This window comes from Pseudomonas sp. USTB-Z (assembly GCF_019691255.1).
In the GTDB taxonomy this organism is placed as follows: domain Bacteria; phylum Pseudomonadota; class Gammaproteobacteria; order Pseudomonadales; family Pseudomonadaceae; genus Aquipseudomonas; species Aquipseudomonas alloputida.
In genome coordinates this window covers 43,829-57,494 of sequence record NZ_JAECZP010000023.1, presented here as the reverse complement: position 1 = coordinate 57,494, position 13,666 = coordinate 43,829, and the positions used below count along the sequence as shown (strand labels likewise).

The 13,666-nt window shown below is 62.2% G+C and carries 11 protein-coding genes and 1 other RNA gene; 4 read left to right on the top strand and 8 right to left on the bottom strand.

Translation table 11 applies throughout. The annotated features are described in order from the left end of the window. Nucleotides 1–5 precede the first annotated feature (5 nt). Nucleotides 6–2,084 (bottom strand): DNA polymerase III subunit gamma/tau, encoded by a 2,079-nt coding sequence (dnaX, locus tag I8746_RS22235; RefSeq protein WP_012051688.1) that lies wholly within the window; start codon nucleotides 2,082–2,084, stop codon nucleotides 6–8. Nucleotides 2,085–2,205: 121 nt separating this feature from the next. Here dnaX and I8746_RS22230 point away from each other — a divergent pair, with 121 nt between their 5' ends. Continuing rightward, a complete protein-coding gene (locus I8746_RS22230; RefSeq protein ID WP_221101061.1) occupies nucleotides 2,206–3,012 on the top strand; it encodes an ABC transporter substrate-binding protein in 807 nt (268 codons plus the stop codon). 209 nt (nucleotides 3,013–3,221) lie between these two features. Here the strand turns inward: I8746_RS22230 and I8746_RS22225 are convergent, their stop codons facing one another. Further along, the gene (locus I8746_RS22225) at nucleotides 3,222–3,497 is read right to left on the bottom strand and encodes a hypothetical protein (RefSeq protein WP_012051686.1); all 276 of its coding nucleotides are present in this window, start codon (nucleotides 3,495–3,497) and stop codon (nucleotides 3,222–3,224) included. Between the two features lie 463 nt (nucleotides 3,498–3,960). On the opposite strand from I8746_RS22225, the gene I8746_RS22220 reads away from it, so the two are divergent. Both I8746_RS22220 and I8746_RS22215 read left to right on the top strand, forming a co-directional pair. Continuing rightward, nucleotides 3,961–4,155: a hypothetical protein gene (locus I8746_RS22220; protein WP_041168372.1), complete on the top strand. Its 195-nt coding sequence runs from the start codon at nucleotides 3,961–3,963 to the stop codon at nucleotides 4,153–4,155. A 32-nt stretch (nucleotides 4,156–4,187) separates the two neighbouring features. After that, nucleotides 4,188–4,367 (top strand): hypothetical protein, encoded by a 180-nt coding sequence (locus I8746_RS22215; protein ID WP_010955016.1) that lies wholly within the window; start codon nucleotides 4,188–4,190, stop codon nucleotides 4,365–4,367. A 15-nt stretch (nucleotides 4,368–4,382) separates the two neighbouring features. Here I8746_RS22215 and I8746_RS22210 read toward each other — a convergent pair whose 3' ends face one another. After that, nucleotides 4,383–4,871 carry a DUF2938 domain-containing protein gene (locus I8746_RS22210; protein ID WP_012051685.1) on the bottom strand — a complete coding sequence of 163 codons (489 nt, stop codon included), beginning with the start codon at nucleotides 4,869–4,871 and terminating at the stop codon, nucleotides 4,383–4,385. 83 nt (nucleotides 4,872–4,954) lie between these two features. Between I8746_RS22210 and I8746_RS22205 the strand changes: the two genes are divergently transcribed. Then, the gene (locus tag I8746_RS22205) at nucleotides 4,955–5,374 is read left to right on the top strand and encodes a helix-turn-helix domain-containing protein (protein WP_012051684.1); all 420 of its coding nucleotides are present in this window, start codon (nucleotides 4,955–4,957) and stop codon (nucleotides 5,372–5,374) included. 28 nt (nucleotides 5,375–5,402) lie between these two features. Here the strand turns inward: I8746_RS22205 and ffs are convergent. The 5 genes from ffs to I8746_RS22180 all read right to left on the bottom strand — a co-directional run bounded on the left by ffs (nucleotide 5,403) and on the right by I8746_RS22180 (nucleotide 13,541). Then, an RNA gene (gene ffs / locus I8746_RS22200) (signal recognition particle sRNA small type) lies at nucleotides 5,403–5,499 on the bottom strand. Between the two features lie 225 nt (nucleotides 5,500–5,724). Then, nucleotides 5,725–8,055, bottom strand: a complete 2,331-nt coding sequence (ligA, locus tag I8746_RS22195; RefSeq protein WP_003254312.1) for an NAD-dependent DNA ligase LigA — start codon at nucleotides 8,053–8,055, stop codon at nucleotides 5,725–5,727. A gap of 235 nt (nucleotides 8,056–8,290) precedes the next feature. Continuing rightward, complete coding sequence (gene zipA, locus I8746_RS22190; RefSeq protein ID WP_012051683.1) at nucleotides 8,291–9,184, bottom strand: cell division protein ZipA; 894 nt, start codon at nucleotides 9,182–9,184, stop codon at nucleotides 8,291–8,293. A 205-nt stretch (nucleotides 9,185–9,389) separates the two neighbouring features. Continuing rightward, complete coding sequence (smc, locus tag I8746_RS22185; protein WP_221101060.1) at nucleotides 9,390–12,878, bottom strand: chromosome segregation protein SMC; 3,489 nt, start codon at nucleotides 12,876–12,878, stop codon at nucleotides 9,390–9,392. Between the two features lie 3 nt (nucleotides 12,879–12,881). Further along, nucleotides 12,882–13,541 carry a GntR family transcriptional regulator gene (locus tag I8746_RS22180; RefSeq protein ID WP_003254317.1) on the bottom strand — a complete coding sequence of 220 codons (660 nt, stop codon included), beginning with the start codon at nucleotides 13,539–13,541 and terminating at the stop codon, nucleotides 12,882–12,884. Nucleotides 13,542–13,666: the final 125 nt, after the last annotated feature.

The window sequence follows — 13,666 nt, the reverse complement described above, 5'->3', positions numbered from 1 at the left end:
ATCCGTTACTGGCCCTGACTGGCCAGGGCTTCTACAGGCTCAATAGTATCCTGCCGCACCTTGGCGCCGAACAACTTGATCATCTGCTGGATCAACGGATCCTGCTCGATCGACGCGACGGCGTCCTGCTGGCGCTCGGCACGCTTGCGCGCTGCGGCCTGAGCCGGGGTTTCCTGCTCGGGCAGGATCAGCTCGATGCGCAGGTTCAGCGTGCGCCCCAAGTGCTGGTTGAGCGCTTCGTTCAGGCGCCGCTGCTGGGTGGCGTTGAACAACGCACCCTGGCCCGGGTCCAGATGCAGCAACCAGTCGTCGCCATCGGCGGCAATCAGCGTACAGTTTGCCGCGATGTTGCCTGTCATCCCGGACACAGGCAACTGTGGGAATAATTCCAGCCATTGCAGGGCCAGACCGGTGGCCGGTTTGGCTGCCGGCAACGGTTCGGCCGCCGGTTTGGACACGTCTTCCTGAACATGTTCGGCCAGCTCGTCCAGGTAGCTGAAGCCTGCCGGATCGCTTTCGCCGCCGTAATAGTCTTCGTCAAGCGGCGGCTCATCGTCGCGCTCCATCCCCACGGCAGCGTAGGCAGACGGGTCGAAAGGCGGCTCGTCGTGTGCCGGGGTGGCCTGTGGGGGCGCCACCGGGGCAACAGGCTCGGGCTCGGCAGGTGCCGGTTCAGGCGCGGGTTCAGCCGCTAACGGCGCGGGTAAAACGGCAGGCTCTTCCCACGGCAAGTCGACCACTTCGGCAACAGGCTCAGGTACGGAGATGGCCTCGGCTTCGGCCTTCAGCTCAACATCTGCCTCGGCCTCCGGCTCATGATCAGCCGTCGCGGGTGCAGGCACCTCCAGCTGCGGGGCTTGCGCTACAGGCTCCGCCGGCACAGCCGCGACAGGCGATGAAAGCGCGACCGGCGCCGCGGCTGCCACCTGCCCTGCAGGATCAGCTGTGGCCTGGCTGATCCCCGTTGGCTTTAGCACCGGCTTCGGTGCATCGTCCGTGTCTGCCGGGCGGAACGCCAGCATGCGCAGCAGCACCATCTCGAACCCACCGCGCGGATCCGGCGCAAGGGGCAGATCACGGCGGCCAATCAGGCCCATCTGATAATAAAACTGCACATCCTCGGCCGGCAGCGCCGAAGCCAGCGCCAATACCCGCTCGCGATCACCCTGGCCGTTGTCTACCGCTTCGGGCAGCGCCTGGGCAATGGCTACACGGTGCAGCACATTGAGCATTTCGGCCAGAACGCCCGACCAGTCCGGCCCTTGCTCGGCCAGATTACGCACGGCCTCCAGCAAAGCCCTGGCATCGCCTTCGAGCAGTGCCTGCAAGACCCCATACACCTGGCCATGGTCGAGGCTACCCAACATGGCACGTACATCGGCGGCCAGTACCTTGCCTTCACCAAAGGCGATGGCCTGGTCGGTCAGGCTCATGGCATCACGCATGGAACCATCGGCCGCACGGCCCAGCAGCCACAGGGCATCTTCCTCGAACGGCACATTTTCGGCGGCCAGTACGTGGCTGAGGTGCTCCACCACCCGCTCCGGGCTCATGTTCTTCAACGAGAACTGCAGGCAGCGCGACAGGATAGTGGCCGGCAGCTTCTGCGGATCGGTGGTGGCGAGGATGAACTTGACGTAGGGCGGTGGCTCTTCCAGCGTCTTGAGCAAGGCGTTGAACGAGTGGGTCGAGAGCATGTGCACTTCGTCGATCAGGTAGACCTTGAAGCGCCCACGGCTGGGGGCGTACTGCACGTTATCGAGCAGTTCGCGAGTGTCCTCGACCTTGGTACGGCTGGCGGCGTCGATCTCGATCAGGTCGACGAAACGGCCTTCGTCGATTTCACGGCACACCGAACAGGTGCCACAGGGCGTGGAGGTGATGCCGGTTTCACAGTTCAGGCACTTGGCGATAATACGGGCGATGGTCGTCTTGCCCACGCCGCGGGTACCGGTGAACAGGTAGGCATGGTGCAGGCGCTGGTTGTCCAAGGCATTGATCAAGGCCTTGAGCACATGGGTCTGGCCGACCATTTCGCGGAACGAGCGCGGACGCCATTTTCGTGCAAGAACCTGATAACTCATCGAAAAACCATCGTAGCCTGATCGAGCGGAAGATCGCTAATGCTAGCGGAGCGGGGGCAAAATTGCACCCTGCGCAACTCGTCTAAGCTTGGAATGGCGCATTGTCCAGGGAGGATTGCCTTTGCGAAGACTGCTGGCCCTGTTACTGCTGTGGTCTACAAACAGCCTGGCTGACCAGCCGGTGCTGCGCTTCTCCGTAGCCGAGAGCTGGAGCATGCCCCTGGTACGCATCGAAGGCGATCAGCCAGTGGAGGGATTGCTTTACGACCTGATGCAAGCCGTTGCCAGGCAAGTGGGCGCTCGCCCCGAGTTCCACGTCATGGCCCGCTTGCGCCTGGAGGAGGCCATGAGCAGCGGCGATATTGATGTCCGTTGCTACGTCAGTACCCAATGGCTCAACGACCGCCCAAGGGATTTTGTGTGGAGTATCCCGCTGATTCATCAGCGTGACGTACTGGTCGGCCGCGCCAGCGACAGCACACCGATCCCCCCTGAGCAACTGCCACCTCAGGCGATCGGCACGGTACTGGGCTACACCTATTCAACCCTGCAACCACTGCTGGACCACGGCCAGTTGCACCGTGAGGACAGCCGCAACCAGTTGCTGGTACTGCAAAAGCTGCAGGCCGGCCGGTATCGCCATGCGGTGAGCAACCAGTTGTCGTTGCAGTGGTTCAACCAAGGGTTGCCAGCGGAGCAGCAATTGCAAGCGCTGGCGGTGCTGGACGAACAGGATTTGGGGTGCATGGTGCGCAACGATCCGGCGATACCGACACAAGGGCTGTTGCGGGCGTTGGTAAGGATGAAGCAGTCGGGGGAGATCGAGCGGATTTTGCAGCGGTATGGAGGGACGGGCGACTCGGACAGTATGTCTGTGGCCCGGCCCGAAATACCCAGCAAAATGCCGGCACACAGCCAGCGCAACTAACGCCCTGCTCATTTCGCGAACGCTTGCGCAAACACTGCTGGAGCAACTGTCTTGCTCAATTTCTAAAAGCTGGCGCGATCCCTGTGGGAGCGGGCTTGCCCGCGAACACGGGCGAAGCCCGTGCCATCCACCGCGCTATATTCTTCGCGGGCATGCCCGCTCCCACAGCATTGTGCGGCACATTCACAATCGCTATCACAAACTCAACGTCACCGGCCTTTACGTTCAAACGCCAAGCTGACAGCATCCGCCTGCCCCCAGGCAATCTGCATGGCCCGCAAACCATGCTCCAACAACTGCCTGGTTTCTTCGTCCTGAATGCGCTCAAGCGCCCGCCGGCTATCGCTGTAGGCGAACATCAGGTAGTGGGAAACATTCATCAACGCGAACTCCATCGGGACGATGCCTTCGCTGATCGCGCGGGAAAGGGATTTGCCTTGGGGAAGATCGAAGACGTGGGGTGGATCGGGGACCAGTTTTTTCATGACAGCTCCGTGTTGGCTGTGTTGTCCCCTTCTGCTTCCACACATTAGGGTGGCAACTGTACGCGGGGTGGAAGACCAGGCACACGGTAGACCCGGCAGGTACGAATACCTCCCGCGCACAGCCGCCAAAAATGACAACTGTCCCATGTGCCACCCAGGCTTCCACACCCGATCGCTGAACTGACAGCGACCGCGAAAGCCTAGTGGGCGAGGTTTACCGGGACAATCAGACGGGAGTCGACGGAGATCGTAGGATAATTCGCTATACCTACCTGACATGTAGGAGCTTTCTTCGATTGATATCAGATCCGTCTAAAATTACTCCGACGTGAAGTACATGATCGATCTTGATCGCAATTGGACTACAACACTCACTGGAAGACGGCGGTTTCGCGGCCGAACCAAACCGCACACAATCAAGCCCGCCCCCTGGCACCTTCGCCGCAACAGAATAGACAGCCCGATGCATCAGGATGACCGTGAACATCTCGAACTTGAGAAGTTACAAAATGAAGGCCGCAAGTTAAGGGCCGAGGCACAGAAATTTGTAGCAGAAGCGCGTAAGCTCCGGCAGGAGGCCTTCTGGTACCCAATCGCAACGGGTTCAGCAGTTGTCACGACCCTAGTTGGCGTAATGGCACTGGCCAGCAAGCTCTGAGCTTCGATTAAGCCAGCCACAAGGAGTAACACATGCACCGCGCCGCCCAGGATCACACCAGAACAGCACTGAATGAAGCAGAAGCGTTCGCCGAAGAAATGCGCAACCTTCGAGCGTCTTCGCCATGGACAGGTGTGCTCCTTTTTTACATCGGCGCAATCTCTACAGGGGTACTGCTGTTAGCAGGCATGCTGATTTTGCGCTCGCTCTGACCCAACTTCCTGCCGTCACACTAAAGCAAGTAAACCCGCACTCAAGAACAATCCCACACCAAACACAAAATGCGTGGCCAGGCTCTTCAGGCAGTTACGCGCAGGCGTCGGCGTCCTGGACGCAAAGAACCCTGCACCCATCGCCGGCTGCATGAAGCACAGCGGCGCCACGGCTGTACCCACACCCACAACTACTGCAGGTAAAAGAGTAGGCGACCGCAACCAGCCCTCCCCTGCGATCACAACCAGCAGCATCGCGAAAAGCACGCCGATGGCGTAGTGAATCACCCATCCCCACGCCAACTCATTTCGCACCGGTTCCGCTTTGGCAATCGCTTGGTGCGAAACACGCCCGCCTAGCAGGTGCCCCGCCCAACGTCCGACCATGGCGAAATTCAGCGTTGCTATACCTAACCGCCTCAGCAGCAACCCCCACAGGTCCATCACTACAGTGGCACCAATGCCAATCGGCACTGCAGCTAGAAACATCGCAGTAAACGTCATTTGAACAAGCCCTCGAAGGTTGACGGTCATTACCATGCCGCGCAGCATAGAAGTTGAAGTCAACTTCAAGTCAAGGGCCCGAAATGGACATTGCCGACGTCGCCAAACGCACTGGCGTACCTGCATCGACACTGCGTTACTACGAGAAGAAAGGCTTGCTCAAGTCGCTTGCCGGGCACGGTCAGCGTCGACAGTTTGCAGCCGATGTGGCAGACCGGTTGGCGCTGATCGCCCTGGGGCAGGCCGCGGGGTTTTCGCTGGATGAAGTGGGGACGATGCTGGTGGACCTGCAGGTCGACCGACAGATGCTGATAGCAAAGGCGGACGAGCTGGATGCGCGGATCAAGCGGTTGCAGGCGATGAGCAAGGGGTTGCGGCATGCGGCGCAATGCCCTGAGAAAGATCATCTGGCATGCCCGAAATTCCAACGGCTGATGAAGCTGTCGGCGGCGGGAGCATTGGGCGAAAAGCAGGAAAGAACGAAGGCGTTTGTTACAGATTGAGGTTTTCCGACCCCAGAAATGGAGGCGGCCCCACCAGCCACACCCCGGCACTCGATGTTCCCGCTATGGCTGCTCCCTTCCGGGCCTGACCAGGTTAACGGGTAATCAATGCGGGGGGACCGATGGGGCCACCACTACATGCCTCGCTGAGCAGCGAGTGGCGCCATTGTACCGGTCTTTGGGGCAGATACAACCACTGCGGCAGAAAAAGTCATCATTTCTCAATGACTTGTCAGGGGCGAGACGGCCTGGACGGGCCTCTTCGCGGGTAAACCCGATCCTACGGGGGACCGCGCAGGCTTTTCGAGTTTTGAGCAAGGCAGTTGCCCCCCACAAGGGGGCACGTATGCCTAGACCGCTATGCCCTGTTCGGCCAGGAATGTGACGAAGGCATCTTCGTCCAGTACCTTCACACCCAGCTCAGCAGCCTTGGCCAGCTTGGAACCTGCCCCCGGCCCTGCCACCACGCAGTGGGTCTTGCCGGAAACGGAACCGGCAACCTTGGCCCCCAGGCTTTCCAGCTTGTCCTTGGCAATGTCCCGACTCATGCGCTCCAGCGTACCGGTCAGCACCCAGGTCTGGCCGGCCAGCGGCAAGCCTTCGGCCACCTTCTTCTCGCTGCTCCAGTGCATGCCGAATGCCAGCAGCTGCGCTTCGATGTCCCGGGCCAGTTTCTGGTTTGCTTCATCCTTGAAGAACTCACGCACTGCGTCGGCCTGCTTGGCCGCCAGGGCCTGGCGCAGGTCAATGCCGTCGGCGGCGATGATCTTGTCCAGGCTGTCGAGCTTGGCCACCAACTTCTCGGCACCGGTCGGGCCGACGGAGGCAATGTCGAGCTTGGCGATCATCCCGGCCAAGGTGGTGCTGGCGGCAAATTCGGCAGCCAGCTCACCTTCGTCCTGCAACTGCATACCGCTGTCGAGCAACTGCTGGATAACCTTCTGGTTGTGCTCGTCTTCAAAGAAATTGTGGATCTCGTAGGCCACTTCGAGACCGATGTCCGGCAAATAGGTCAGCACCTGCGGCAGTGCCTGCTGCACGCGCGCCAGGCTGCCCAGCGAGCGGGCCAGCACCTTGGCAGTCTCCTCGCCGACATCCGGGATGCCCAGCGCGTAGATGAAGCGCGCCAGGCTCGGGCGCTTGCTGGCTTCGATGGCATCCAGCAGCTTCTGGGTCGACACCTCGGCAAAGCCTTCAAGGCCGACGACCTGCTCGAACTGCAGCTTGTACAGGTCAGCCGGCGAGCCGATCAGGCCTTCATCCACCAACTGCTCGACACTCTTCTCACCCAGGCCGTCGATGTCCATGGCACGGCGCGACACATAATGAATGATCGCCTGCTTGAGCTGCGCGCCACAGGCCAGGCGGCCGACGCAGCGGTACACCGCACCTTCGCTGGTGGTTTCCTTGCCTTTGCTGCGTTTGACCAGCTGGGTACGCTCGACCTGCGAACCACACACCGGGCACTCGCTTGGCACCTCTACCGGGCGGGCGTCTTGCGGACGACGCTCCAGCACCACCTGCATCACCTGCGGGATCACGTCGCCGGCCCTGCGAATGATCACCGTGTCGCCGATGCGCAGGCCCAGGCGGGCGATTTCGTCCATGTTGTGCAAGGTGGCGTTGGACACGGTCACACCGGCCACCTTGACCGGCTTCAGCCGCGCCACAGGCGTTACGGCTCCCGTACGGCCAACCTGGAACTCAACGTCCAGCACCTCGGTCAGCTCTTCCATGGCCGGGAACTTGTGGGCAATCGCCCAGCGCGGCTCTCGGGCGCGGAAGCCCAGCTCGCGCTGGGCAGCCAGGCTGTTGACCTTGAACACTACACCGTCGATCTCATACGGCAGGCTGTTACGCCGCTCGCCAATGTCGCGGTAGTAGGCCAGGCATTCTTCGATGCCCGCCGCATGCTTGAGCTCGCGGCTGATCGGCAGGCCCCAGGCCTTGAGTTGCTCGAGGATGCCGATGTGGCTGTCGCCGATGCTTTCGGACAACTGGCCGACGCCATAGCAGCAGAACTCCAGCGGGCGGCTGGCGGTGATTTTCGAGTCCAGCTGGCGCAAGCTGCCAGCGGCGGCATTGCGCGGGTTGGCGAAGGTCTTGCCACCGGCCTCGGCCTGGGCGGCATTGAGCCGGTCGAAACCGGCCTTGCTCATGTACACCTCGCCGCGCACCTCCAGCACTGCCGGCCAGCCCTTGCCCTGCAACTTGAGCGGGATGTTGCGCACGGTGCGTACGTTGGCGCTGATGTCTTCGCCAGTGGTGCCGTCGCCCCGGGTGGCGCCCTGCACCAGCTGTCCGTCGCGGTACAGCAGGCTCACGGCCAGGCCATCGAGCTTGGGTTCGCAGCTGTAGTCGACCGCACCCGGCTGATCGAGGCCTTCTACCACACGGCGACCGAACTCACGCAGATCGGCTTCTTCGAAGGCGTTGCCCAGGCTGAGCATGGGCACTTCGTGGCGCACCTGGCTGAACGCAGCCAAGGCAGCGCCGCCAACGCGCTGGGTGGGCGAGTCGGGGGTTACCAGGTGCGGGTGTTCAGCTTCCAGCGCCTTGAGCTCGTTGAACAGGCGGTCGTATTCGGCATCGGGCACGCTGGGCTCGTCGAGCACGTAGTAGCGATAGTTATGCTGATCGAGCTCGGCACGCAGTTCGAGGATACGGGTTTCGGCGGTCATGGGATTTGTCTTCTCTTGCAAAGCAAAAGAGCAGCTTGGGGTGGTGCGTGGGGTTCCAGGTGTCTGTTGACTGTGCCGGCCTCTTCGCGGGTAAACCCGCTCCTACAAGGGCGTCACATGCCTAGGGCGGTGATGTACCTGTAGGAGCGGGTTTACCCGCGAAGAGGCCGGCACAGGCAACGACGACACCCGAACCGGCCAGCACGCCCTCAGGCTGCTCTTTCGTCTGGATCTGTCAGCGTTTCTGGGTCAGCGCGCGGCGCTCGAACTCGACGATACGCTGGCGGTAGTGCTCGATGGTCTGGGCAGTCAGCACGCTGCGCTGGTCATCCTTGAGCTCACCGTTCAGTTCGTGGGCCAGCTTGCGTGCCGCGGCAACCATCACGTCGAAAGCCTGCTTCGGATGACGCGGGCCCGGCAAACCGAGGAAGAAGCTCACAGCGCGAGTGCTGAAGTGATCGATATCGTCCAGATCGAACACGCCAGGCTTGACTGCGTTGGCCATCGAGAACAGCACCTCGCCGTGACCGGCCATGCTCTCGTGGCGGTGGAAGATGTCCATTTCGCCGAAGCGCAAGCCGCTTTCCAGGATGTTCTGCAGCAGCGCCGGGCCCTTGAAGCCACCCTCGTCGCGGGAGATCACGCTGATGACCAGCACCTCTTCGGCGGGTGGCAACTCCTTGACGCTGCTGCTGGCAGGCGCTGCGCCGCTGCTACGGTTGTTGTCGGCGGCAAAGTCGTCATCGCTGTCGGCAAACAGGTCGGGCTCGCGCTGCTCGGCGCTCAGGTTCAGGTCACCCTGCTGCACATCGGCAGCCGCACTGACACGCTTGCCGCGCTTGCTGGCCTTGACTGGCTTGGGCTCACGCTCGCGATCACGCGCAGACGCGCTGAGGGACGGCAGGTCGCTTTCGTCCAGCTCAGGCTCCTTGTGGGTATCGAGCACTCGCGACGGGCCGAGCACTTCGGCACTGCCACCCTCTTCGTCCGGCAGGTTGGAATAACTGCGATCCAGACGGAATTTCAACTTGCCTTTCCCGCCGCGCATGCGGCGCCAGCCGTCGAAAAGAATCCCGGCGATAACAATGATGCCGATGAGGATCAGCCACTCGCGCAGACCGATTTCCATGTAATCCCGTGCCTCTATAAAAATATGCTTGAAAACAAAGGGTTCAAAGCCCTTTAACACGTGGCGCCAACTCTATGTTCTGACAGGCGTTTTACCCACGCAAAAAACGAGTGACATTAAGCTAGCACGACCAAAGACAACTTTACACCGTCTGTCGCACACGGCGGGGGCATTTCGCTGCAGAATGTGCCCCTATCGTCGTGCATCAAGCGTCGACCATGGCCATGGCCGCCTCCACATCAACTGCAACAAGGCGTGAACAACCCGGCTCATGCATGGTCACCCCCATCAATTGGTCCGCCATCTCCATGGCAATCTTGTTATGGGTGATGTAGATGAACTGCACGCTTTCACTCATTTCCTTGACCAGACGCGCGTAGCGCCCGACGTTGGCATCGTCCAGCGGTGCATCGACCTCGTCGAGCATGCAGAACGGTGCGGGGTTCAACTTGAAGATGGCAAACACCAGCGCCAAAGCGGTCAGTGCCTTCTCGCCACCGGACAGCAGATGGATGGTGCTGTTCTTCTTGCCCGGCGGTCGCGCCATGATCGTTACCCCTGTATCGAGTAGATCTTCGCCCGTCAGTTCCAGATAAGCGCTGCCACCACCGAAAACTTTTGGGAAAAGTGCCTGTAATCCGGCATTTATCTGATCAAAGGTATCCTTGAAGCGGTTGCGGGTTTCCTTGTCGATTTTGCGGATGACGTTTTCGAGGGTCTCCAGCGCTTCGACCAGGTCGGCGTCCTGAGCGTCCAGGTATCGTTTGCGCTCGGATTGCTGCTCGTATTCTTCGATGGCCGCCAGGTTGATCGCCCCCAGGCGCTGGATGCGCGCTTCAAGCTGTTCCAGCTCCTGCTCGGTGCCCTGCTCGCTGGCCTCGGCTTCCAGGGTGGCGAGCACGCCTTGCAGGTCATAGCCGTCGGCCAGCAACTGCTCTTGCAGGGTCTTGCGCCGCACATCCAGGCCCTGGCACTCCAGGCGCAGCTGCTCCAGTTGACCACGCAGCAGCTGGGCCTGCTGCTCGGCCTGGGTGCGGCGTTTTTCGGCATCGCGCAGTTCGCGGTCAGCTTCGTCCATGTGCAGGCGAGCCAGGCGCATTTCCTCGTCGACGCTCATGCGCCGCTCCAGCAGCTCCTCCAGCTTCAGGCGCAGTTCTTCCTGCGGGGCTTCACCCTCCTCCAGGTTCAGGCTCAGTTGTTCCTGGCGCTCGGTCAGGCGCGCAGCTTGCTGCTCCAGACGCTCCAGCGCCTGGCGGGTGGAGTCGTGCTGGGCACGCAACGACCCCAGGCGCACCGCCAGCTGGTGAGCGTGGTCCTTGTGCTGGCGGGCCTCCTGACGCACCCGGTCAAGGCTTTCGCGCAGGGTGTCGCGGCGGGCCATCAACTGTTCGCGCTGCTCGGTGTCCTGGGCCATGAGCTCCAGAGCCTCTTGCAGCAGCAGGCGTGCTTCGCCCAGTTGCTCGTGTTCCAGGGCGCGCTGCTCTTCCAGCTCGCTCAGCTCTTCGTGCAAGCGGCGGCGGCGCAACTCGACCTGCTCGGCGCGCGCGCGGCTGGCCGAAAGACTGGCCTTCAGCTCGCCGTGCAGGCGGTTTTCATCCTGTGTGCGGCGGCGCAACTGTTCGCGCTGCTCCTCCAGGTCCAGTTGCTGCTCGCGCAGCGCCTGCAACTGTTGATCGAGTTGCTCCAGCGCCGCTTCCTGCTCCAGTTGTTCCTGGCCCAGGCGTTCGATTTCCTGGCCGCGCGCCAGCACGCCGCCTTCGGCCTCGCCACCTCGGCGTACCCGCACGAAGTGCCGGCCGACCCAGTAGCCATCACGACTGACCAGGCTCTGCCCTTCGCCGAGCGACGCGCGCTGCTCCAGTGCCTGAGCCAGGTCTTCCACAGGCCTGACCTGGCCCAGCCAGGGCGCCAGGTCGATACGGCCCTCAACCTTCTCCAGCAAGCTGCCGGGCAACGTCGCCCCCGCGCCGACGGCCAGCAGCAAACGCAGCTCACCCTGTTCCAGGCCCGCAAAATCGAGGTCGTTGAAATCGTCCACCAGCACAGCCTGCAGATCGGCGCCAAGCACCGTCTCTACCGCCAGCTCCCAACCCGGCTCCACCCGCAAGCCTTCGGCCAGCCGCGGCTGTTGCTCCAGCCCTTGGCCGTGCAGCCATTGCGCAGCACCTGCGCCCGGCTCCAGGGCGGCCTGCTGCAAGGCTTCAAGCGAGGCCAGACGCCCGCCCAGACGCTGCAGGTCACCCTGTGCCTGCTGTTGCGCCTGGGTGGCCTGCTGCATTTGCTCGCGCGCGCTTTCCAGGCGCTCGATCACCTGCTCTTCGCAGAGCTGCAGTTCCTCCAGCAGCATTTCGCTGCTGGCCAGTTGCTCGGCCAGTTCGAGCATGGCGGCATCCTGCGGGTCGCCGCCCAGTTGCTCGCGCTCCTCGACCAACTTGCGCTGGCGCTCGGCCTGGCGCTCAAGGCTGGTTTCCAGCTGCTGCAGGCGCGCCTGCTGCACTTCGGCCTGGCGGCGCGGTTCGGCGGAGCGGCTGTTGAAGCTGTCCCACTGTTCCTGCCAGCCGTGCATGCCCAGCTCGGCCTCTTCAAGCGCGGCAGCGGCTTCCTCGGCAGCCGCCAGGGTCATTTCCTGCTCGGGTTCGAGCATGACCAGCTCTTCGCTCAGGGTTGCCAGCAAGGTACGGTCGTGCCCCAGGTGCGATTCGGTTTCCAGGCGTGTGCGCTCGGCTTCCTTGAAGTCGTCCTGCAACTGCCGCAGGCGCTGCTGGCCATGCTGAATGCTCTGCTCGACCCGGGCGATGTCACCGGCCACCGAATAGAAACGGCCCTGCACCTGGTTGAAGCGTTCGGACAGTTCGTGATGACCGTCGCGCAGGCGTTCGATACTGGCATCGGCATTGCGCTGCTCGGCCACCAGTGCCTCGTGAGAAACGCCCTGATCGCCGATCACCGATTCGCGCTGGCGTACTTGTTCGTCCAGGTCTCGCCAGCGCAAGGCAGACAGGCGCGCTTTCATCTGGCGCTCCTGAGCCTTGTACTCACGGTACTTCTCGGCTGCCTGGGCCTGGCGATGCAGACGCTCCAGCTGGCGCTCGAGCTCTTCGCGCAGGTCGGTCAGGCGCGCCAGGTTTTCCTGGGTGCGACGGATGCGGTTCTCGGTTTCGCGGCGGCGCTCCTTGTATTTGGAAATGCCCGCCGCTTCCTCGATGAAGTTGCGCAGCTCCTCGGGCTTGGCCTCGATCAGCTTGGAGATCATGCCCTGCTCGATGATCGAGTAGCTGCGCGGCCCCAGACCCGTCCCGAGGAAAATATCCGTGATGTCACGCCGGCGGCACTTGGTGCCGTTGAGGTAATAGCTGTTCTGCCCGTCGCGGGTAACCTTGCGGCGGATCGAAATCTCGGCGTAGGCGGCATACTCGCCGACCAGGGTGGTTTCGCTGTTGTCGAACACCAGTTCGATACTGGCCTGGCTGACTGGCTTGCGGCCACTGGAGCCGTTGAAGATGACGTCGGTCATCGACTCGCCGCGCAGGTTTTTCGCCGAACTTTCGCCCATCACCCAACGCACCGCGTCGATGATATTGGACTTGCCGCAGCCGTTTGGGCCGACCACGGCCGCCATGTTGCTGGGGAAGTTGACCGTGATCGGGTCGACGAACGACTTGAACCCGGCCAGGCGAATGCACTTCAGGCGCATCGGTCAGCCTCTGGCCAGTGCCGCCAGCACCAGTTCGCAGCTGCGCTGGCCATAGGCGGTGAGCACCTCGCGAATGCGCGGCAGGTCGCGGGAGACCACGGCTTCGAGCAGGCGGGCGAACAGGTCGAGATAGTCGATCATGTTGGCCTGGCGCTGGTCCAGCGACAGGTAATAGGCACGGCTCATGGCCGGCTGCAGGTTTTCCACGGTTTCCTGCAGGAACGGGTTGTCGGCGAACGGATAGGCCGCACGCATGACCGCAAAACTGTCGGCGACGAAGGTCTTGATGTCGAGCTGGTCATGGGCACGCTGCAGCCGCTGCTGGATCTCCAGAAACGGGCGCAGGTCGGCTTCGGTGCGCCATTTTTGCGCAACCGCATTGCCCAGCAGGATGTAGAACTCGCCCATCAGCGAGCACAGGCTACGAACGCTGCGTTCGTCCAGTTCGGTGACATGGGCACCACGTCGCGGCAGGATCGCCACCAGATGGCGGCGTTCGAGGATCAGCAGCGCTTCGCGCACCGAGCCGCGACTGACGTTGAGCGCCTGGGTAACCTTCTGCTCCTGGATACGTTCGCCTGGCGCCAGCTCGCCGCGGATGATGCGTTCGGCCAGGTAATCGGCAATCTGCTCGGAGAGGCTGTCCGGGGCCTTGAACGTCATGGTTTTCCTTCAAAATCATTGAACTGGGCACAAGGGGCGAATTGTAGCGTACTTGGGCGGTAATCGCGCAGAGGGGCCAGGTGGTTTATTTGACCTTTCAGACAGCCACGCGCCCGGCGCGATCT